Annotated in this window: 15 protein-coding genes, 1 tRNA gene and 1 riboswitch; of the genes, 7 read left to right on the forward strand and 9 right to left on the reverse strand. The window is 72.9% G+C overall.

What is annotated here, in order from left to right:
• Positions 1-461 precede the first annotated feature (461 nt).
• Complete coding sequence (locus ACZ7EG_RS10080; protein WP_471074972.1) at positions 462-2,579, reverse strand: asparagine synthase-related protein; 2,118 nt, start codon at positions 2,577-2,579, stop codon at positions 462-464.
• 935 nt (positions 2,580-3,514) lie between these two features.
• On the opposite strand from ACZ7EG_RS10080, the gene ACZ7EG_RS10085 reads away from it, so the two are divergent.
• From ACZ7EG_RS10085 to ACZ7EG_RS10100, 4 genes are all read left to right on the forward strand, one after another.
• Complete coding sequence (locus ACZ7EG_RS10085) at positions 3,515-4,939, forward strand: MFS transporter (RefSeq protein ID WP_351641439.1); 1,425 nt, start codon at positions 3,515-3,517, stop codon at positions 4,937-4,939.
• Positions 4,940-5,136: 197 nt separating this feature from the next.
• The gene (gene lhgO / locus ACZ7EG_RS10090) at positions 5,137-6,327 is read left to right on the forward strand and encodes an L-2-hydroxyglutarate oxidase (RefSeq protein ID WP_471077011.1); all 1,191 of its coding nucleotides are present in this window, start codon (positions 5,137-5,139) and stop codon (positions 6,325-6,327) included.
• A 307-nt stretch (positions 6,328-6,634) separates the two neighbouring features.
• The gene (gene trmB / locus ACZ7EG_RS10095) at positions 6,635-7,498 is read left to right on the forward strand and encodes a tRNA (guanosine(46)-N7)-methyltransferase TrmB (protein ID WP_471074975.1); all 864 of its coding nucleotides are present in this window, start codon (positions 6,635-6,637) and stop codon (positions 7,496-7,498) included.
• A 58-nt stretch (positions 7,499-7,556) separates the two neighbouring features.
• Complete coding sequence (locus ACZ7EG_RS10100; protein ID WP_471074978.1) at positions 7,557-8,903, forward strand: PrsW family intramembrane metalloprotease; 1,347 nt, start codon at positions 7,557-7,559, stop codon at positions 8,901-8,903.
• A 98-nt stretch (positions 8,904-9,001) separates the two neighbouring features.
• On the opposite strand, the gene ACZ7EG_RS10105 is transcribed toward ACZ7EG_RS10100, so the two are convergent.
• From ACZ7EG_RS10105 to ACZ7EG_RS10120, 4 genes are all read right to left on the reverse strand, one after another.
• Positions 9,002-9,946 (reverse strand): aldo/keto reductase, encoded by a 945-nt coding sequence (locus ACZ7EG_RS10105; RefSeq protein WP_471074981.1) that lies wholly within the window; start codon positions 9,944-9,946, stop codon positions 9,002-9,004.
• 160 nt (positions 9,947-10,106) lie between these two features.
• A complete protein-coding gene (locus ACZ7EG_RS10110; RefSeq protein ID WP_471074984.1) occupies positions 10,107-11,141 on the reverse strand; it encodes a M23 family metallopeptidase in 1,035 nt (344 codons plus the stop codon).
• A gap of 11 nt (positions 11,142-11,152) precedes the next feature.
• Positions 11,153-11,309, reverse strand: a riboswitch (cyclic di-AMP (ydaO/yuaA leader).
• A gap of 289 nt (positions 11,310-11,598) precedes the next feature.
• Positions 11,599-11,672: transfer RNA gene (locus tag ACZ7EG_RS10115), tRNA-Met, on the reverse strand.
• 65 nt (positions 11,673-11,737) lie between these two features.
• Positions 11,738-12,868, reverse strand: coding sequence for a dihydrofolate reductase family protein (locus ACZ7EG_RS10120; RefSeq protein ID WP_471074987.1), 1,131 nt, complete (start codon positions 12,866-12,868; stop codon positions 11,738-11,740).
• 77 nt (positions 12,869-12,945) lie between these two features.
• Here ACZ7EG_RS10120 and ACZ7EG_RS10125 point away from each other — a divergent pair, with 77 nt between their 5' ends.
• The 3 genes from ACZ7EG_RS10125 to ACZ7EG_RS10135 all read left to right on the forward strand — a co-directional run bounded on the left by ACZ7EG_RS10125 (position 12,946) and on the right by ACZ7EG_RS10135 (position 14,853).
• Positions 12,946-13,461 (forward strand): MarR family winged helix-turn-helix transcriptional regulator, encoded by a 516-nt coding sequence (locus ACZ7EG_RS10125; protein WP_471074990.1) that lies wholly within the window; start codon positions 12,946-12,948, stop codon positions 13,459-13,461.
• Positions 13,462-13,593: 132 nt separating this feature from the next.
• Positions 13,594-14,235 (forward strand): GTP cyclohydrolase II, encoded by a 642-nt coding sequence (locus ACZ7EG_RS10130; RefSeq protein WP_471074993.1) that lies wholly within the window; start codon positions 13,594-13,596, stop codon positions 14,233-14,235.
• Between the two features lie 117 nt (positions 14,236-14,352).
• On the forward strand, positions 14,353-14,853 hold the full coding sequence (locus tag ACZ7EG_RS10135; protein ID WP_471074996.1) for a MarR family winged helix-turn-helix transcriptional regulator: 501 nt from the start codon (positions 14,353-14,355) through the stop codon (positions 14,851-14,853).
• A gap of 247 nt (positions 14,854-15,100) precedes the next feature.
• On the opposite strand, the gene ACZ7EG_RS10140 is transcribed toward ACZ7EG_RS10135, so the two are convergent.
• From ACZ7EG_RS10140 to ACZ7EG_RS10155, 4 genes are read right to left on the reverse strand one after another with little or no spacing between them, the layout of a single operon-like run.
• Positions 15,101-16,171: a SpoIIE family protein phosphatase gene (locus tag ACZ7EG_RS10140; protein WP_471074999.1), complete on the reverse strand. Its 1,071-nt coding sequence runs from the start codon at positions 16,169-16,171 to the stop codon at positions 15,101-15,103.
• Entirely contained in the window at positions 16,171-16,614 is a 444-nt protein-coding gene (locus ACZ7EG_RS10145; protein ID WP_471077014.1) for an anti-sigma regulatory factor, read from the reverse strand. The genes ACZ7EG_RS10140 and ACZ7EG_RS10145 overlap by 1 nt, the downstream gene beginning before the upstream one ends.
• Positions 16,614-17,000 carry an STAS domain-containing protein gene (locus tag ACZ7EG_RS10150; RefSeq protein WP_471075002.1) on the reverse strand — a complete coding sequence of 129 codons (387 nt, stop codon included), beginning with the start codon at positions 16,998-17,000 and terminating at the stop codon, positions 16,614-16,616. The genes ACZ7EG_RS10145 and ACZ7EG_RS10150 overlap by 1 nt, the downstream gene beginning before the upstream one ends.
• 23 nt (positions 17,001-17,023) lie before the next feature.
• On the reverse strand, positions 17,024-17,935 hold the full coding sequence (locus ACZ7EG_RS10155) for an STAS domain-containing protein (RefSeq protein WP_471075005.1): 912 nt from the start codon (positions 17,933-17,935) through the stop codon (positions 17,024-17,026).
• Positions 17,936-17,962 lie beyond the last annotated feature (27 nt).

The raw sequence follows: 17,962 nt of genomic DNA on the forward strand, positions 1-17,962 counted from the left end.
GACCCGCAGCCCGACGGCACGGGGTGGACCCGCAGCCCGACGGCACGGGGTGGACCCGCAGCCCGACGGCACGGGGTGGACCCGCAGCCCGACGGCACGGGGTGGACCCGCAGCCCGACGGCGCGGGGTGCCTCCCCCAGGCTCTCGGCTTCGCTCGAGCAGGGGGAGCTCCACGCCCACCCGTGCCGCCCTCGACGGCACGACTGCCCGCAGCGGGGCGGCCGGCGCGGCCCACAAGCGCGCGGGACGGGCCCCCGAACGGTGCGCCTGCGGCACAAGCCACGCCGCACCACCACCCGCGTACGGCGACAAGGGGACGGGTCCGGGGGGCCGCCCGCAGCGGTCGGCGCGTCAGCGAACAGTCGATCGGCACGCAACCCCATCGCGCCGTTACGAGGACGGACGCCCCCGGCGCGGCCCCGACCCCCGCCCGGGGGCAGGTGCAGGCACCCGCACCGGCACTACACCCGCCGCCCCCCGCCGGCCCCCGCCCCCAACGCCCCCCGCTGCGGTGCGATCCCCGCCGGGACGGCCCGCTGCCGTGCCGGTGTGCCCGTCCAGCAGGTGCCGCGGCGGGCGAGGAGGCGGCGGAGCCAGAGTTCCAGGGAGACCAGTTCCGCGAGGCCGTCCAAGGGGAGGGGCTCGCCCGCCGCCGCGCCGCGCAGCGCCTTGCGGACCACGCGGGCCTCGACCAGGCCCGCCTCCGCCAGCAGCGGGGTGTCGAACAGGGCGACCAGGGAGTCCGCCGCCACGCGCAGCCCCGTGCGCTCCGCGGCGGCCGCCGTCGCCTGGGTCGGGGCGCCCCAGCCGGGCGGCAGTTCGCGGACCCCGGCCCCTTCCAGCACCGTACGGAGGATCGCCGCCCGCGCCCCCGGCCGCACCCGCAGCGCCTCGGGCAGGGCCCGGGCCGCGCGGACGACCTGGTTGTCGAGGAACGGCGCGTGCAGCCGCTGGAAGCGGACCTCCGCCGCCTGTTCCAGCACCCGCAGGTCCGCCGCATGCCGCCCCAGCGCCGCACGCGCCCGAAAGTCTCCTGGCCGCTGTCCCGGCCCGACCAGCTCCGACCGGTGGGTGGACGCCTGAAGACGAACCGATACTTCAGCGAGCGCCTCACCGGTCAGCCAGCGCGCCGCCGGCCCGGGTCTGCCCCAGGTCAGCGCGGCGAGCGACGCGTCCAGCGCACCGCCGGGCGCGTCGAGGCCGTCGTCGGAGCGGGGGTCGAGCAGGCGCTCGGCGAGGGCCTCGATCCCCGATCGGTACGGCATACGGGACAACCGCCGCGCCGCCGCGTACACGCGCGCGGGCACCAGCACCGACCCGTCGGCCTTGGCGAGGGCGGCGACGGGCCGTACGAGATGCCGACGCCGACGGTCCATCAGCAGGTCGGCGAGGCGGGCGGGATGTGCGTCCAGGACCTGGCGCGCACCGTAGCCCGTGAAGTGGTCCGCGCTGCCGGCCGCCAGCCGGGCCCGGTGGCGTGCCGCCGACACCAGGCACGGCCCGGGTTCGTCCGTCAGGGGCCCGTCCAGGTCGGCGTAGGGGAGGGTCTCCTCACCGCCCGCCACGACGACGTGGTGCAGCCGCGGGTTCGCGGCCAGCGCGCCCGCCCGCTCCAGTTCGGCCTCCCGGCCTCCGACCGCGAGGTCGTTGAACGTGACGGCCAGCAGCCGCTCCCCCGCACCCGTGCCGTGCCCCAGCACCGTGCCCGGCATCCCCGGCAGACCCGCGGCCAGCAGCGCCAGTGCCCCGGAGGCCGGCCCGCCGGACAGGTCCGCGCCGATTCCCGGCACCGGCATCCCGCGCGCGGCACGCCGCTCGGCGGGCCCCATGCCGGGCACGGGGCCGGGGTCGATGTCGGCGCCGGGGACGTGCCGCGGAGCCGACAGCCGCGTCCGCACCGCCTCCACGAGCGCGTCGCGCACCGCGTCGACCGCGCTGTCGGGATCGGCCGGGGGCGCCGCCACGGCCAGCGAGGCGACGGGCTCGTACCCGGCGATCTCGCGGGCCCCGGCGCGCAGGATGAGGGCGTGCCCGGGCGGAACGCGCTTCACGCCGTCGTACGGCGTGGAGTCGTGCAGCGCGGCCGGCACGTCAGGAGCCGCCAGCAGCGCGGCGAGATGCCCGAAGTCGAGGTTGGCCTCGATGAGGTCGGCCAGCGGCAGCGCGGCGGTCGCGTACGCCGTACCGCCGGCCCAGGGCGTGTGGAACACCGGCCGCGCGCCTGCCAGATCACCGCAGACGGTGATCCGCCTGCCGACCTGGACGATCGCGGTGTAGCTGCCCGGCCAGGCGGTCAGGTGCCGAAGTGCGCCGCCGCGCGCGGCGAACAGCGCGACGCGCAGCTGCTCGTCGGTGGCGCCGCAGATGCCGAGGACGGCGATCCTGGTCCGGTCGTCGGCCTTCACGACCCGCACCTCGTCAGGGCGCCAGTCGCCGACGGCCCACAGCGGATCGGGGTCACCCCACAGGAGTTGGGACCCCACCGGGTGCAGCGTCTCCCCCTCGGTGCCGGTGGCCCCCGCCGAACCGGCAGCGACGGCTCCCGCGGCGGTGCTGCTCCATCCCACCAACCACCGCATCGCCGCCTCCACAGGCTGTGGACAACCAGTGCACCGTACGAACCGGTTCACCATGCTGCCATGAAGGAAGCGTTCCAGAGGGTGCCGACGCCGCTTGCGCTCCGCCGAATGCGCCCCGGCGGAGCCACCCGCATGGTCACAAACGCCCCGAACAACCGCACGCCACAAGAAGATCCGGGCGGAAAGCCCGACGAACCGGCGGCCGCCCGGACGGAGAACGGGAGGAAAGACCGGACGGCGAGGAAGACGCACGAGACACCGGAGAGGGCGCCGGAAGCGGGCGCCGGAAAAAGGCGCCGGAAGCGGGCGCCGGAAGAAGAGCTGCCGGAAGAAGACGCACGAGACACCGGAAGCAGCGGAGCGAAACGAAGAAGCGGCGAAGAATCAAGGCACGCCAGCGACATGTCTGCAGTACTACTGCGACGCGAATGCGCCCCCGGAGCGCGCCCCATTCACGCCCGACGCGCCCTCAAGTGCCATGGTCGGAGCCCTGATAGCCCGCGACCGGCGGGGGCGCTTTTCGGCCAAATCGGTGTCCCGCGAGCAGCCTCGAACACTCTCCGTACAGGTGCGGCACCCTGTCACCCGGTCGCGCAGTCCGGGAGACGGAGCACGCCTCCCGGACCGTTCCGCCGCCCGCGGGGATGTAGGCGGCGGTGTCCCCCAGCCCACTGGATCCAGTACAGCGGGCCGACCCACGCAACGACCATGGAACCGCTCCCGCGATGGCCGGAGAAGAGCGCACAGGCAGGCGCACGGCCACACAGTGGGAGCACGTCGCAACAGCCCGTATCTGAACCGCACTTCAGTACGGACCACAATCCCGCCAACCGGAACAATGCCCCTTAACGCTTGGGATGCGGCGAACTACGCTGGGTTTACGAATGCCGCGTGGTTATGCCAGTGCGGCAGCCGTCTGTGTCGAGGGGTGGCTCATGTCCAGGGAGCAACGCGGGCCGAACGAAAAACTCGGCGCCGTTCTCGCCCTCGCGGGAATTTCCAACGCGGGTCTCGCGCGGCGCGTCAACGACCTCGGCGCCCAGCGCGGCCTGACGCTTCGCTACGACAAGACGTCGGTGGCGCGCTGGGTGTCGAAGGGCATGGTGCCGCAGGGTGCCGCCCCGCACCTCATCGCCGCCGCCATCGGCCAGAAACTCGGCCGCCCGGTGCCGCTGCACGAGATCGGCCTGGCGGACGCGGACCCCGCGCCCGAGGTCGGCCTCGCCTTCCCGCGGGACGTCGGACAGGCGGTGCGATCGGCGACCGACCTGTACCGCCTCGACCTCGCCGGCCGCCGGGCCGGCTCCGGCGGCATCTGGCAGTCGCTGGCGGGATCGTTCGCGGTGAGCGCATACGCAACGCCCGCCTCACGATGGCTGATAACCCCGGCCGACAGTTCGGTCGCGCGTGACGTGGGCCCCGGTGAGGGCTCCGGCGCACCGCTCAAAGTCGGCCACAGCGATGTGCAGAAGCTGCGGGAGGCCGCCGAGGACGCGCGGCGCTGGGACTCCAAGTACGGCGGCGGCGACTGGCGTTCGTCGATGGTCCCCGAGTGCTTAAGGGTGGAGGCGGCCCCTCTGCTGCTCGGCTCGTACTCCGACGAGGTCGGCCGGGCCCTGTTCGGCGCCTCCGCCGAACTCACCCGCCTGGCCGGCTGGATGGCCTTCGACACGGGCCAGCAGGAAGCGGCCCAGCGCTACTACATCCAGGCCCTGCGCCTGGCCCGGGCGGCGGCGGACGTCCCCCTCGGGGGCTATGTGCTGGCCACCATGTCCCTCCAGGCCACCTACCGCGGCTTCGGCGACGAGGGCGTGGACCTCGCCCAGGCCGCCCTGGAACGCAACCGCGGTCTGGCGACGGCCCGCACCATGAGTTTCTTCCGCCTCGTCGAGGCACGCGCGCACGCACGCGCGAACGACGCCCAGGCGGCCGGCGGCGCCCTGAAGGCGGCCGAGAGCTGGCTGGAGCGCGCCCGCCCCGGCGACAACGACCCGAGCTGGCTCGGCTTCTACTCCTACGACCGTTTCGCCGCCGACGCCGCCGAGTGCTACCGCGACCTCAAGGCGCCCCGCCAGGTCCGCCGCTTCACCGAGCAGGCCCTGTCGCAGCCCACGGAGGAGTTCGTCCGCTCGCACGGCCTGCGCCTGGTCGTCTCCGCGGTCGCCGAACTGGAGTCCGGGAACCTCGACGCGGCGTGCGAGCAGGGAGTACGGGCGGTGGAGGTCGCCGGGCGGATCTCCTCGGCCCGTACCACCGAGTACGTGAAGGACCTCCTGCACCGGCTGGAGCCGTACGGCGACGAACCGAGGGTGGTGGAGCTCCGTGAGCGTGCACGACCGCTGCTGATGGCCCCCGCCTGAGCGGATGCCGGGTTGCTGTGATCTTGTACCCGCAGGTCGGTCGTGGCTGATCGCGCAGTCTCCCCGCGCCCTTGGAAGGCGATGGCACTCCGGTGTTCCCGGCGTTTGAAGGCGATGGCACTCCGGTGTTCCCGGCGTTTGAAGGTGCTGTCAGTGGCGCAGTGCACTATCGGTAGCGGGAGGTGGTGCAGGTGCGGATGGCGTACGACTGCGACGTGCTGGTGATCGGCGGTGGCATCGTCGGTCTGTCGACGGCGTATGCGATCACTCGCGCCGCACCGGGCACACGTGTCACCGTCCTGGAGAAGGAGCCGGGCCCGGCCCGCCACCAGACCGGCCGCAACAGCGGCGTCATCCACAGCGGCATCTACTACCGCCCCGGTTCCCTCAAGGCCCGCTACGCGGTGCGGGGCGCGGCGGAGATGGTCAAGTTCTGCGCCGAGTACGGCATCCCGCACGCGGTCACCGGCAAGCTGATCGTCGCCACCGACCGCACGGAGCTGCCCCGCCTGCACGCGCTCGTGCAGCGCGGCCGGAACAACGGCATCCCGGTGCGGGAGCTGGGCGCGTCCCAGATCGAGGAGTACGAGCCCGAGGTGCGCGGGCTCGCCGCGATACACGTCGGCACGACCGGCATCTGCGACTTCGTCGCGGTCGCCCGCCAGCTGGCCCACGGCTCGGGCGCGGAGATCCGCTACGGCACCCGGGTCGTGCGCGTCGACCGGCGCCCCGAGCGGGGGGTCGCCGTGCTCACGGCCGCGGGGGACGTCGTACGCGGGCGGGTCCTGGTGAACTGCGCGGGGCTGCGGTGTGACGAGATCGCCCGGCTCACCGGGGACGACCCGGACGTCCGGATCGTGCCGTTCCGGGGCGAGTACTACGAGCTGGCCCGGCCCGAGCTGGTGCGCGGCCTGGTCTACCCCGTGCCCGACCCGGCGTTCCCCTTCCTCGGGGTGCATCTCACGCGGGGCATCGACGGGGGTGTCCATGTCGGGCCGAACGCGGTTCCGGCCCTGGCCCGCGAGGGATACGGATGGGGCACGGTGAGCCTGCGCGAGCTGGGCTCGACCCTGGCCTGGCCCGGCTCCTGGCAGATAGCCCGCCGGCACTGGCGGTACGGGGCGGGTGAGCTGCGGCGGTCCCTGTCCAAGAAGGCGTTCACCCAGGCGGTGGGCAGGCTGCTGCCCGGGGTGTCCGAGGACGACCTGGTCCCGACGGCCGCGGGCGTGCGCGCACAGGCGGTCCTCCGCGACGGAACCCTGGTCGACGACTTCCTGATCCGCGAGGGCCCTCGCACGGTGCACGTCCTGAACGCACCGTCCCCTGCAGCCACCGCGTCCTTGCCGATCGGCCGGGAGGTAGCCCGGAGGGCGTTGAGCGCACTGTGAGTCCTGCGGATGCGTGGCGATCTCGGTGAGGCCGGGTGGGTCCGCGGCCCGGCGGAGCGTGGCCCGCAGCCGCGCGAGAAGGGCCCCGAACGGCGCGCCCGCGGCACAAGCCACGACGCTGCCGCACCCGCGTACGGCGAGAAGGGGCCGTGCCGGGGGGTGTCCGCCCGCAGCGGTCGGCGCGTCGACGCCGGTCAGTCGGCAAGAAGGTCCGTCGCGCCGTTCCGGGGACGGACACCCCCCGCGCGGCCCCGGCCCACCACCCAGGGCCAGGCGAAGCCCCCGCAGCCGTAAAATCAGAGGCACTGTGTCTGACTCCGCGAACACCTCCGAAGACCCGAACCCGCACACGGACCCGCACACGGACCCGGACCCGCAGACCCCCGGCGTCTCCGTCCGCCGCACCCGGGCCAAGGGCGAGCCGCGCTTCCCCGACGGGCCGAAGGCCGACCCCGCCGGTTCGCACTTCGAGCGGCGGATCCGGAGTTTCCAGCCCCGGCGCAGCCGTGTCACCGCCGGTCAGGCGGACGCGCTGCAGCGCCTGTGGCCCAAGTGGGGCCTCGACATCGACGGCAGCCGGACCCTCGACCTGCCCGAGCTGTTCGGCAACGACAACCCCGTCGTCCTGGAGATCGGCTTCGGCATGGGCGAGGCCACCGCCCAGATGGCCGCCGCCGACCCCGCCACGAACATCCTCGCGGTCGACGTCCACACCCCCGGCCAGGGCAACCTGCTCAACCTCGCCGACCGCAACGGCCTGTCCAACATCCGCGTCGGCAACGGCGACGCGATCATCCTCCTGCGGGAGATGCTCGCCCCCGACTCCCTCGGCGGCCTCCGCGTCTACTTCCCCGACCCCTGGCCCAAGAAGCGGCACCACAAGCGCAGAATCATCCAGCCCGACTTCCTCACCCTGGCCGCCACCCGGCTCCGGCCCGGCGCGCTCGTCCACTGCGCCACCGACTGGGAGCCGTACGCCGAGCAGATGCTCGACGTCCTCACGGCACACCCCGACTTCGAGAACACACAGGCGGACGGCGGTTTCGCGCCGCGTCCCGACTTCCGTCCGCTGACCCGTTTCGAGGGCCAGGGACTGGACAAGGGACATGTCGTGAACGACCTCGTCTTCCGCCGCGTACAGCACGTGGACCAGCCCCCCGCCGGCGCCTGACCACCCTGGCACCTCTGCCGCCTGCGGACAGCGCCCATCCGTCGTTAGGGTCAATTCCGTGGCCACCAGCCCCCCGCATCCGTCGTACCCGAGCGGTCCCACCGACGGTGTCCCCTTCGCCGGCCCAGGCACGGCCGGCTCCTCGCGGCACGCCCACTGGTGGCACCGCGCCTGGGTGCGCTACGGCGCGCTGAGCACACTCCTCGCGATATCCGGCCTGGTCATCCTCGCCCTGGTCCGCGAGGAGACCGGCACGGAGGGGTTCCTGGTCGGGCTGGGGCTGGCCGTCCTGCCGGTGCCCCTGCTGATCGCCGCGTTCCGCTGGCTGGACCGGGTCGAACCGGGCCCCTGGCGGAACCTGGTGTTCTGCTTCGCCTGGGGCGCTTGCGCGGCGGCGCTGATAGCGATCGTCGCCAACAGCTTCGCGACGAGATGGATAGCGACGGCGACGGCGGACCCGTCCAGCGCCGACACCCTCGGCGCGACCGTGATAGCGCCGGTGGTCGAGGAGTCGGCCAAGGCGGCGGCCGTCCTCCTGGTCTTCCTCTTCCGGCGCCGCGACTTCACCGGCATCGTCGACGGAGTCGTCATAGCCGGTGTGACCGCCACCGGCTTCGCCTTCACGGAGAACATCCTCTACCTGGGCACCGCCTTCGGCACCGACCAGCTCACCGGCGGCACCGGCATCGCCTCCGTCACGGCGGCGACCTTCTTCGTGCGCATCATCATGTCGCCGTTCGCGCACCCGCTGTTCACGGTCCTCACCGGCATCGGCTTCGGCATCGCCGCGCTCTCGGCGGACCGCCGGCACCTGCGCCGCGTCGCCTTCCCGCTCGGCGGGCTACTGCTCGCGATGGGCATGCACGCCATGTGGAACGGCTCCTCGGCGTTCGGCGAGTACGGGTTCTTCGCCGTGTACGCGGCCTTCATGGTGCCGATCTTCGGGCTGCTGACGTGGCTGGTGATCTGGACGCGGCAGCGGGAACTGAAGACCGTACGGGCGGAGCTGCCCGCCTACGCCACGGCCGGCTGGCTGACCCCGGCCGAGCCGTACGCGCTCGGCTCGATGCGGGCCCGGCGGATCGCCCGCCAGTACGCCCGTCGCCACGCGGGCAGGGCGGCGGCCCGGGAGGTGGCCCGGTACGAGGCGTACGCGACGTCCCTGGCGTTCCTGCGGCACCGGGCCCGGCGGGGCAGCGCCCGGGCGGACTTCGCCGTACGGGAGCGGGAACTGCTCGGCGAACTGTGGCGGCGCCGGGGGGTGTCCCGCCCCGCGCTGGACCACGCGGCGCGGATCATCGCCCCACCGGTCCCGGTGGTGGCCCCGCCCTGGCCGGTCCACGGGGTGTACGGGTACGGCCATCAGCCGACGGCGTACCCCGCGTACAACCCGTACCGCACCTAGGCCCCACACCGGACCCCGGGTAAGCCCGCCCGCTCAGACCGACCCCCGTCGCCAGACACCGGCACCCTCAGACCGCCCCCCGCGAAGCCCGCCCCGCCTCAGGCCGAAGCCCGCGTCAGATGTTCCGTCTCGGCCTCCGAGAGGGTCAGCTCGCCGACGCCGACCAGTGCGGGCAGCTGCTCCACCGTCCGTGCGGAAGCGATCGGCGCCACGACGGTCGGCTGGGCGGCGAGCCAGGCGAGAGCCACCGTGGCCATGGGCACGTCGTGCGTCCCGGCGATCTCGTCGAGGGCGGCGAGCACCCGCTGGCCCCGCTCGGTCTCCAGGTGCGCGGCGGCACTGCCCGCCCGCGCGCTGTCGACCGTCGTGCCGGGCCGGTACTTGCCCGTGAGGAAGCCGGACGCGAGCGAGAAGTACGGCAAGGCGGCCAGGCCGGTCCGCTCGGCGAGATCCTGCAGCTCACCCTCGTAGGTGTCGCGGGAGACCAGGTTGTAGTGCGGCTGGAGGGCCACGTACCGGGCGAGCCCCTCACGCTCGGAGAACTCCAGGGACGCCCGCAGCCGCTCGGCGGAGATGTTGGAGGCGGCGATGTGCCGCACCTTCCCGGCCTTCACAAGACTGTCGAGCGCGCCGATGATCTCCTCGACGGGCACGTCGGGCTGGTCGAAGTGCGTGTAGTAGAGGTCGATGTAATCGGTGCCGAGGCGTTGCAGGGAGGCATCGGCGGCGGCCTTGACGGTGCCGGCGGACAGTCCGCGGAACTCGGGGTGCCGGCTGACCTTCGTGGCGACGACGACGTCCGCGCGGTTGCCGCGGGACTTCAGCCACTTGCCGAGCACCGTCTCGGACTCACCACCCTTGTTGCCCTCCACCCAGGCCGAGTAGGAGTCGGCGGTGTCGACGAAGTTGCCGCCGGCGGCGGTGTAGGCGTCGAGTACGGCGAACGACTGGTCCTCGTCGGCGGTCCAGCCGAAGACGTTGCCGCCGAGGGCGAGCGGGAAGACCTCGAGGTCGGAAGAGCCGAGCTTGCGCAGTGAAGTCATGCTGCACGTCAACCCCCCGAGGGGAACGCCTCATTCCGCGGCGTACGCAAAGGCCCTGTAAACACTCCCGCCCGGCGTGCGCCGCCGCACGCCACAACGTCCGGCAGCCCTGACGTCGGGGGGTCGTCAGGGCCGTCGGTGCTTCAACGGTACGTACCGCTTACGGGTTCAGTCCCTTGCCGCGCAGCCACGCCATCGGGTCGATGCCGCTCGCGGATCCGCCGGAGTGGACTTCGAGGTGCAGGTGCGCGCCGGTGACGTTGCCGGTGGCGCCCACGCGGCCGATCACGTCGCCGGTGCTGACCTTCTGGCCGACGCTGACGCCGATGGAGGACTGGTGCGCGTACCAGATCTCGGTGCCGTCATCGAGGGTGAGGACGGTCTTGTAGCCGTACGAGCCGTTCCAGCCCGCCTCGGTGATGGTGCCGCTGTGCACGGCCTTGATCGGCGTGCCCGTGGGGGCGGCGAAGTCCAGGCCCGTGTGGTAGCCGGAGGACCAGTAGGCGCCGGCCTGGCCGAAGCTGGAGGTGATGGTGTACGAGGAGGTCGGCAGCGTGAACTGCTTGGCCAGGGCGGCGAGACGCTCGGCCTCGGCCTTCTTCCTGGCCTCCTCCTCCGCCTTCCGCTTGGCCTCGGCGGCCTTGGCCTCGGCTTCCTTCTCCGCCTTGGCGACCGCTTCCGCGGCTGCCTTCTCGGCGGCGGCCGCGGCGTCCTGGGCGGCCTTGGTCTCGATCTGGTCCTGCTGGTGCTCGACCTGGGCCATGATCCGGGCGCGCAGCGCCTCGCCGGCGCCGGCTTCGGAGGTGCTCTCCTCGGTGGCCGCCGTGGCGGTGCCGAGGCTGCTGAGCGGGGTGGCGGAACCTTCGGGGGTGTCGTCGTCCGAGATGAGGGAACCCACCGAGGGCAGGTCCGGCACGGAGATGGACACCGGGGGCTTGCCGGTCTGGGCACTGGCCATGCCGCCGGCACCCACGGCGGCTATGACGCCGACGCCCAGGACGGTGGAGCTGCGGGCGAGGCCTCCGCCACGCTGCTTGGTGACGCGATGCCGGCCACGGACGGGACGGATGGACTCCTCGGTGGGGTTCCACTCCTGGAACGGGCCCTCGTCGGTGCGCTGACCGCCGTAGCCGAAGGTGTCGGTCTCGCGCTTCGGCGCGTACGGGGCCGTGGGGGCAGGCCGGTTGGACGCCACGTGGGCGTACTCCTTTCCTTCCTTCTCGCCTACCGGGTTAGCTGACGGGTTCGGAGCAGGAAGGTCTCCTACGCGCGTATACCCGCCGTGCTTCCACGGTGGTATCCGCCCGATTCACCCCAAGTGGTGGTTCCCCGGTTCCCTTTCAGGATTCGGCGCATGCGCACGGAGCCGCCTTCTGTGACGGCTGGGACGACCGCGCTGCGTTATCGAACGTTAATGGAGGCGCGAGGGGTATTCCAGCGATTCCACTTGATCATTAACCTTTTTCGCGCGGACTTTGCCGCCATGACCGGCTCAAATCGGGCGAGTTGACCGCTTCACAAGTGACCGACGAGTTTTGACGGTACGTCAGTTGTTATGCGGAACGGGGTGGTTCCCTCACCGACCGTAATGGCGTCACCGGGGAATGCACCAAGGGCCGGAATCCTTTTGGATTCCGGCCCTTGGCCTTCAGTAGCGGGGACAGGATTTGAACCTGCGACCTCTGGGTTATGAGCCCAGCGAGCTACCGAGCTGCTCCACCCCGCGTCGTTGTGACACCAGTGTACGCCATCCGCGGGACCACTCGCGCACACCCACTGATCGGGCCGCGCTCAGCCCGGCAGGTGACGGTTCGGGGCCTTGGCCCGCTCCTCGTGTTCCGGGAGGACGACGACCTCCACCCCCCGGGCCGCCAGGAGGCCGCTGCCGTCGGCGTCCTTCACGAAGGTGTCCGGCTCGCGCCAGGCCGTGACGACCCGTCGGACACCCGCGTCGAGGATCAGCCGGGCGCAGGGCGCGGGGCGGGAGGCGCGGCGAGCGCAGGGCTCCAGGCTGCTGTACACCGTCGCGCCGGGCAGGCGCGGGTCGGCCGGGTCGAGCTTCGCGAGGGCCGCCTCCTCGGCGTGCACCACCGGGTCGCCGCCCTCTCGGGAATGGCCACGGGCCAGTTCCGTACCGTCGGCGGCGACCACGACCGCGCCCACGCTGAACGCGGTGTCCGACGGCGGACAGCGCTCGGCCAGCTCACAGGCGCGGGCCAGCCAGTGATGGTCGGCGGCGGCGGGCAGGGAGCCGGCGCCCGGGGCGGTCGGTTCGTAGCGCATCAGGACGACGTCCTCGATCCGCCGCGACTCCAGCAGCCGGAGCCGGCCGCCCTGGTAGCCACCGGGGCCGAAGAGCCGGGGCGCCCGGGGGTCGCCCACGAAGAGCGGGGCGAGGACCAGCTGGAGTTCGTCGGCGAGGCCCTGGGTGAGGAGCTGGGTGTGGATCAGGCCCCCGCCCTCGACCATGAGCCGCCGTACGCCCCGGACGTCGTGCAGGTGCGTGAGCAGCCGCCGCCAGTCGAGGTCGGCGCCGAGCGGGACGACGTCGGTGGCGAGGCCGAGGGCACGGGCGCGTTCGGCACCCCGGTCGGTCGTGTAGAGAACCTTCTCGCCGCCGGTGTGCCAGAAGCGGGCGTCCGGATCGAGGTCGCCGGAACCGCTCACGGTGACCTTCAGGGGGTACTCCGGCTTCCCGGCGGCCCGGCGGGCGGCCCGGCGTTCGTCGGAGTTCACCAGGAGCCGCGGGTTGTCGGCGCGGACGGTGCCGGCGCCGATCAGGATCGCGTCGACGGAGGCCCGTACCTCGTCGACCCGGTCGAAGTCGGCCGGGCCGGACAGGAGCAGGCGGTCGGGTCCGGTGTCGTCCAGGTAGCCGTCGAGGGAGACGGCGGCGGACAGCAGGACGTACGGGTGAGGCATCGACGCTCCGCGGCTGGTCGGGACGGCGGGATTGGACAGGGCTTGGTTCAAGTTTGAAACAAACCTACACTGGCGGCATGACGACTCGCTGGCTCACCCCCGAGGAGCAGCGCGCCTGGCGCGCCTACGTGGCCGCCTCGCTGCTCCTGGAGGACGCGATCGACCGGCAGCTCCAGCAGGACGCCGGCATGCCGCACCTGTACTACTCCATCCTGTCCGTCCTGTCGGAGTCCCCGCAGCGGCGGCTGCGTATGACCGATCTCGCGGAGCGGCTGAAGATCACGCGCAGCCGCCTGACGTACGCGGTCACGCGGCTGGAGAAGGACGGCATGCTGCGGCGCGAGGCCTGCCGGTACGACAAGCGGGGCAGCGTCGCGGCGCTGACCGACGAGGGTTTCGCCGTGCTGGAGCGCGCGGCGCCCGGGCATGTCGCGACCGTGCGGAGCTCTCTGTTCGACCGTCTCAGCGAGGAACAGGTGGGTCAGCTGGAGGAGATCTCCGCGGCGATCGCGCAGGGGCTCGAGGAGGACCGGGCGCGGGCGGCGGCGGACGAGGTGCCGTGGCGGCGGAGGTCGTCGACGGCCTGTTCGTGACGCGCGCCACACAGACCCGGATTCTCATTGCTTCAAATTTAAAGCACGAATAGGGTTCCGATCGTGGATCTGCTTCAAATCTGAAGCAGTACGGCTGTGCAGCCGAACAGGAAACGGACCCGGAGGCCCCGCATGCCCGACACCCCCGCCGTCATCGCCACCCCGCGCTCCCGCGTCCGGGTCCCGCTGCGTTTCCACGACGGCTACGAGGCGGACGCCGAGCTCGTCACCTTCCACGGGCTGGCCGACGGCCAGGAGCACGTGGCCGTGATCCTCGGCGAGCCCGGCCCGGTCCCGCTGGTGCGCCTGCACTCCGAGTGCCTGACCGGGGACGTGTTCGGCTCCGCCCGCTGCGACTGCGGCCCGCAGCTGCGCGAGGCGGTCGAGAGCATCACCGAGCGCGGCGGGGCGCTGCTCTACCTGCGCCAGGAGGGCCGCGGCATCGGCCTCTACAACAAGCTCGACGCGTACGCCCTGCAGGACGAGGGGCTCGACACGTACGAGGCGAACACGGCGCTGGGACTGCCGGAGGACGCCCGCGACTACACCGCGGCGGCCCAGATGCTCCGGGCCCTGGGCATCGGCGAACTGGACCTGCTCTCCAACAACCCCGACAAGGCCGCCCAGTTGCGGTCCCTGGGCGTCGACGTCCGCGAGCGGATTCCCACGGGCGTCTTCACCACCGCCCACAACGTCCGCTACCTGCGCGCGAAGGTCCTCCAGACCCAGCACACGCTGCCGCTCGCCGCGCTGGCGGAGCTCAACGCCGGCTGAGCGGCCGCCGGTCCGGCCCGGCGCCGAACCGGGCTGCTTGCTCGTCGCTTCCTCGGGTACAGCCTTTTGCAAGAGGGTGACCTCATCAGCACTCGGAGCTTTTGGAAGTGACCGTTCGTGACCGATCTCGACGGCCCCGGCAACCACCGGGCGAAGGGACCGGGCGAGGGCCCGGAGGCCGTCGCAGCGCAGATCGCCGATGCCGTGGAGGGTCTGGCGGAGCTGTGGTCGATCGCCGCCCAGGAGGCGTCCCTGCGCCTGTCACCGCACCAGCTGCGGGCACTGCGCACCGTGCAGGCGACGCCCGGCCTGAACCTGACGGCCCTTGCGGACGGCCTGGCCATCGGCCTCCCCACGGCCAGCCGCCTCTGCGACCGCCTGGCGGCGGCGGGCCTCCTGGAACGGACCCCGCACCCCGACACCCGTCGTGAGGTGCAACTGTGGCTCACCTCACACGGGCGGCACGTCCTGTGCGATGTCGCCGACCGCCGCGCCCAGGCCCTGGCCACAGCGCTGGCGGCGATGGAACCGGCCGAACGGGCGGCGCTGAGCAGGGGGCTGCGAGGATTTCTGGCAGCCCGGGACTCGGTGGTACCGGGCGTCGACGGGACCGAGTGAGCGCCGGGAGACGTACGGGCGGCGACTTTCGACGGTCACCGGTGCGTTCGCAGGGCAACGCCACCGATCGCCGGCACGCCGCAACGCCGTCAGACCCCCGAACCACGACGACACACGCCGCGGCAGTCCGCCCGAACGCCCCCAGACACCCCAACCACGACAACACACACCACCGGCAAACCGCCTGAACGCCCCCAAACACCCCAACCACGGCAACACACACCGCCGGCAGTTCGCCCGAACGCCCTCAGGCCCCCGAACCATGGCGGCTCACGCCGCCGGCGGTGAGGACCGCCACGCAGGTGTCGTCCCGCGCCGGGCGGGCGGCGCTCCCCGCGTCCCGGAGCACCACCGCGGCAGCCACCGCCGGGTCGCAGCCGGGCAGTACGCCGTCGTCGGGCGGCGTCCAGCGGCTGGGCAGGCCGTCGCTGTGCAGCACCAGCAAACTGTCCGCGTGCCAGGGCATCCGCTGCACGGGCACGGACGCCGGCGCCTGCGCGCCCACGATGCCGGGGTGGGACAGCAGCGCCTTCCACGTGCCGTCGGTCCGCAGCCGGGCGCCGACGTTGCCGATCCCGGCCAAGCTCAACTGCGCTTGCCGCAGATCCAGTTGGGCCACGGCGACGGCCGCACCCCGAGTGGGGCGCAGGGCCCGGCCCAGACGCCGCAGGATCTCGTCGGGCGGCAGCTCCGCCAGGCCGCGCAGCTCCTTCACCGCCGCGGTGGAGGCCTCGGCGGCCTTCGCCCCGTGACCGAGCCCGTCGGCGAGCAGCAGGGTCAGACGGTCACCGGCGCGCACCCGGCCCCAGGCGTCCCCCGACTGCTCGGCCCGGCCCAGGGGGACGTTGACACCCCCGGCGCGCGGACCCGGCGGGGGCGGCCCCTGGTTGCGGACGGCCGGCTCGTGGCCGATCCGGGCCATCACGACGGTGCCCCGGCCCGGCGCGCTGTGCAGGTCGAAGTCATTCGCTATGCGCCGGCACGTCCCGAGCCCGGCTCCCAGCGAGGCGGCGACGGTCGTGGTGTAGCCGTCGCGCATCGCCGCCGCGACGTCCGGGATGCCGGGTCCGTGGTCGATCGAGACGAGCTGCACGGCCGCCCGGCGGTCGTCGTGCGCGGGCTCGACGATGTTGATCAGCACCCGTCCGCCCTCGGCGTGCCGCAGCAGGTTGGTCGCCAGCTCCGTCGCCACGAGCGCGGCGGTCGCGGTCCGGTTCGCGGGCAGGCCGGCGCAGGCACTGGCCTCCTCGGCCGCCACTCGCACGTCCCGCACCCGCGTCGAGTCGTCCTCCACCGGCACGTCCCAGACCCTGCTCATCACGGCACCGTCCGGGAGGGCGGCACGACGGTGGCCCAGGCGGTGACGGTGACGGTGGTCCCCTCACCGGGCCGGCTGTCCACCTCGAACTCCTGCACCAGCCGCTTGGCCCCGCTCAGGCCGAGCCCGAGCCCGCCACCGCTGGTGTAGCCGTCGGTCAGCGCCTGGTCCAGGTCGCGGATGCCGGGCCCGGTGTCGACGAAGGACAGCCGCAGCCCGTGCGACTGCCCCATGGTGAGCGGAGTGATCTGCACATGGCCGCCCCCGCCGTGGACGAGGGTGTTGCGGGCCAGTTCGCTCGCCGCCGTGACGAGCTTCGTCTGCTGCACGAGCCCGAAGCCGAGCTCGGCGGCGGCCTGCCGGACCTGCTGGCGAACCCACGCCAGATCGGCGTCCGAGCCGATCGGCAGGCTGGCCGGCCCGGCCTGGCGGGAAGCCTGCATCATGGACTCCCCTCGCCCCGGCGCGTGGTCACGCCGAGGAGCTCCATCGCGCGTTCGACGTCCAGGACCGTCCGCAGACCGGGCAGGGTGAGTCCCAGCTCGACCAGGGTGATGGCCACCGCAGGGCGCATCCCGGCCAGCACCGTACGGGCCGCCAGCAGCTTGGCTCCGGCGGCGATCTCGGCCAGGACCCGGCCCAGGAAGGAGTCGACGATCTCCACACCGGAGATGTCGATGACCACCCCGGTCACCCGGCTGTGCGAGATCCGGGCCGTGATGTCCTCCTGGAGCTGCTCGGCCATGCCGTCGTGCAACTCCCCCTGGAGCGTGACCAGCAGGACATCGCCCAGCTGGAGAACCGGCACGGTGAAGCCGTGTCCGCCCACGGGCCCGTGTCCCGCGAGCCCGGTCACCGCGTGCCCGCGTCCGCCGCCGCGCCGGCCGCCCTCAGCGGTGCGATCTCGACCCCCTGCTGACTGAGCGCGTAGGCGAGCGCGTCCGCCAGGCTGGAGCGGGTGAGCACCGTGCCGAGGTCGATGCCCAGGTGGACGATGGTCTGCGCGATCGCGGGCCGGATGCCGGAGACGATGCACTCGGCGCCCATCAGCCGCGCCGCCGCCACGGTCTTCATCAGGTGCTGGGCGACCAGCGAGTCGACCGTGGGCACGCCGGTGATGTCGAGGATGGCGTACCGGGCGCGCTCGGCGACGATCGCGTCCAGCAGGCTCTCCATGACGACCTGGCTGCGCGCACTGTCCAGGGTGCCGATCAGCGGTACGGCGACGGTGCTCTCCCACAGCTTGATCACCGGGGTGGCCACCTCGTGCAACTGCTCGCGCTGGCGGGCGATCAGCTCCTCGCCCGCGCTGACCGTCGTCTCCAGCACGACCAGACGCAACGTGCCCATGAGCACGGTCAGCGCCAGCACCGCCTCGTGTGCCTCGGGGGCGTCCGGCTCCGGGAACTCGGCGCGCAGCACCTCGGTCGCCGGCTCGCGCAGCGCGGCGACCTCGTTGGCGACCCCGTCCGGGTCGATGCCCGTACGGGCGCGGGACGCGGCCATCCGCCCCAGCTGGTCGCGCACGGACTCGAATCCGGACGCGCGGATGTCGTCCAGGCGCCCGGACGCCGCCACGGCCGCCAGCGCCGCGACCACGGCCCGGCCCGCCTCCACCGCCTCGTCCCGGGACACGGTGAAGACCGTGCGGAACAGCGCGGCGTCCGCCCAGCGTTGGGCGATCTGCTCCCGGCGCCGCTCCAGGAAGGCGCTCACCTGGTACGCGACCGGCTCCTGTTCCGCGTTCTCTTCCGACACCGACACTTGCATCGCTCCCTTGCACGGGCCGGA

The sequence above is a fragment of the Streptomyces sp. NPDC037100 genome (genome assembly GCF_055606225.1).

What these genes read in the sequence shown, in the direction of transcription:
- ACZ7EG_RS10130 (WP_471074993.1), top strand. Translation starts at nt 13,594, where the DNA reads ATGCCCGACACCCCCGCCGTCATCGCCACCCCGCGCTCCCGCGTCCGG.
- ACZ7EG_RS10120 (WP_471074987.1), bottom strand. Translation starts at nt 12,868, where the DNA reads ATGCCTCACCCGTACGTCCTGCTGTCCGCCGCCGTCTCCCTCGACGGC.
- ACZ7EG_RS10105 (WP_471074981.1), bottom strand. Translation starts at nt 9,946, where the DNA reads ATGACTTCACTGCGCAAGCTCGGCTCTTCCGACCTCGAGGTCTTCCCG.
- ACZ7EG_RS10145 (WP_471077014.1), bottom strand. Translation starts at nt 16,614, where the DNA reads ATGCAGGCTTCCCGCCAGGCCGGGCCGGCCAGCCTGCCGATCGGCTCG.
- ACZ7EG_RS10140 (WP_471074999.1), bottom strand. Translation starts at nt 16,171, where the DNA reads ATGAGCAGGGTCTGGGACGTGCCGGTGGAGGACGACTCGACGCGGGTG.
- ACZ7EG_RS10080 (WP_471074972.1), bottom strand. Translation starts at nt 2,579, where the DNA reads ATGCGGTGGTTGGTGGGATGGAGCAGCACCGCCGCGGGAGCCGTCGCT.
- ACZ7EG_RS10125 (WP_471074990.1), top strand. Translation starts at nt 12,946, where the DNA reads ATGACGACTCGCTGGCTCACCCCCGAGGAGCAGCGCGCCTGGCGCGCC.
- lhgO (WP_471077011.1), top strand. Translation starts at nt 5,137, where the DNA reads ATGGCGTACGACTGCGACGTGCTGGTGATCGGCGGTGGCATCGTCGGT.
- ACZ7EG_RS10085 (WP_351641439.1), top strand. Translation starts at nt 3,515, where the DNA reads ATGTCCAGGGAGCAACGCGGGCCGAACGAAAAACTCGGCGCCGTTCTC.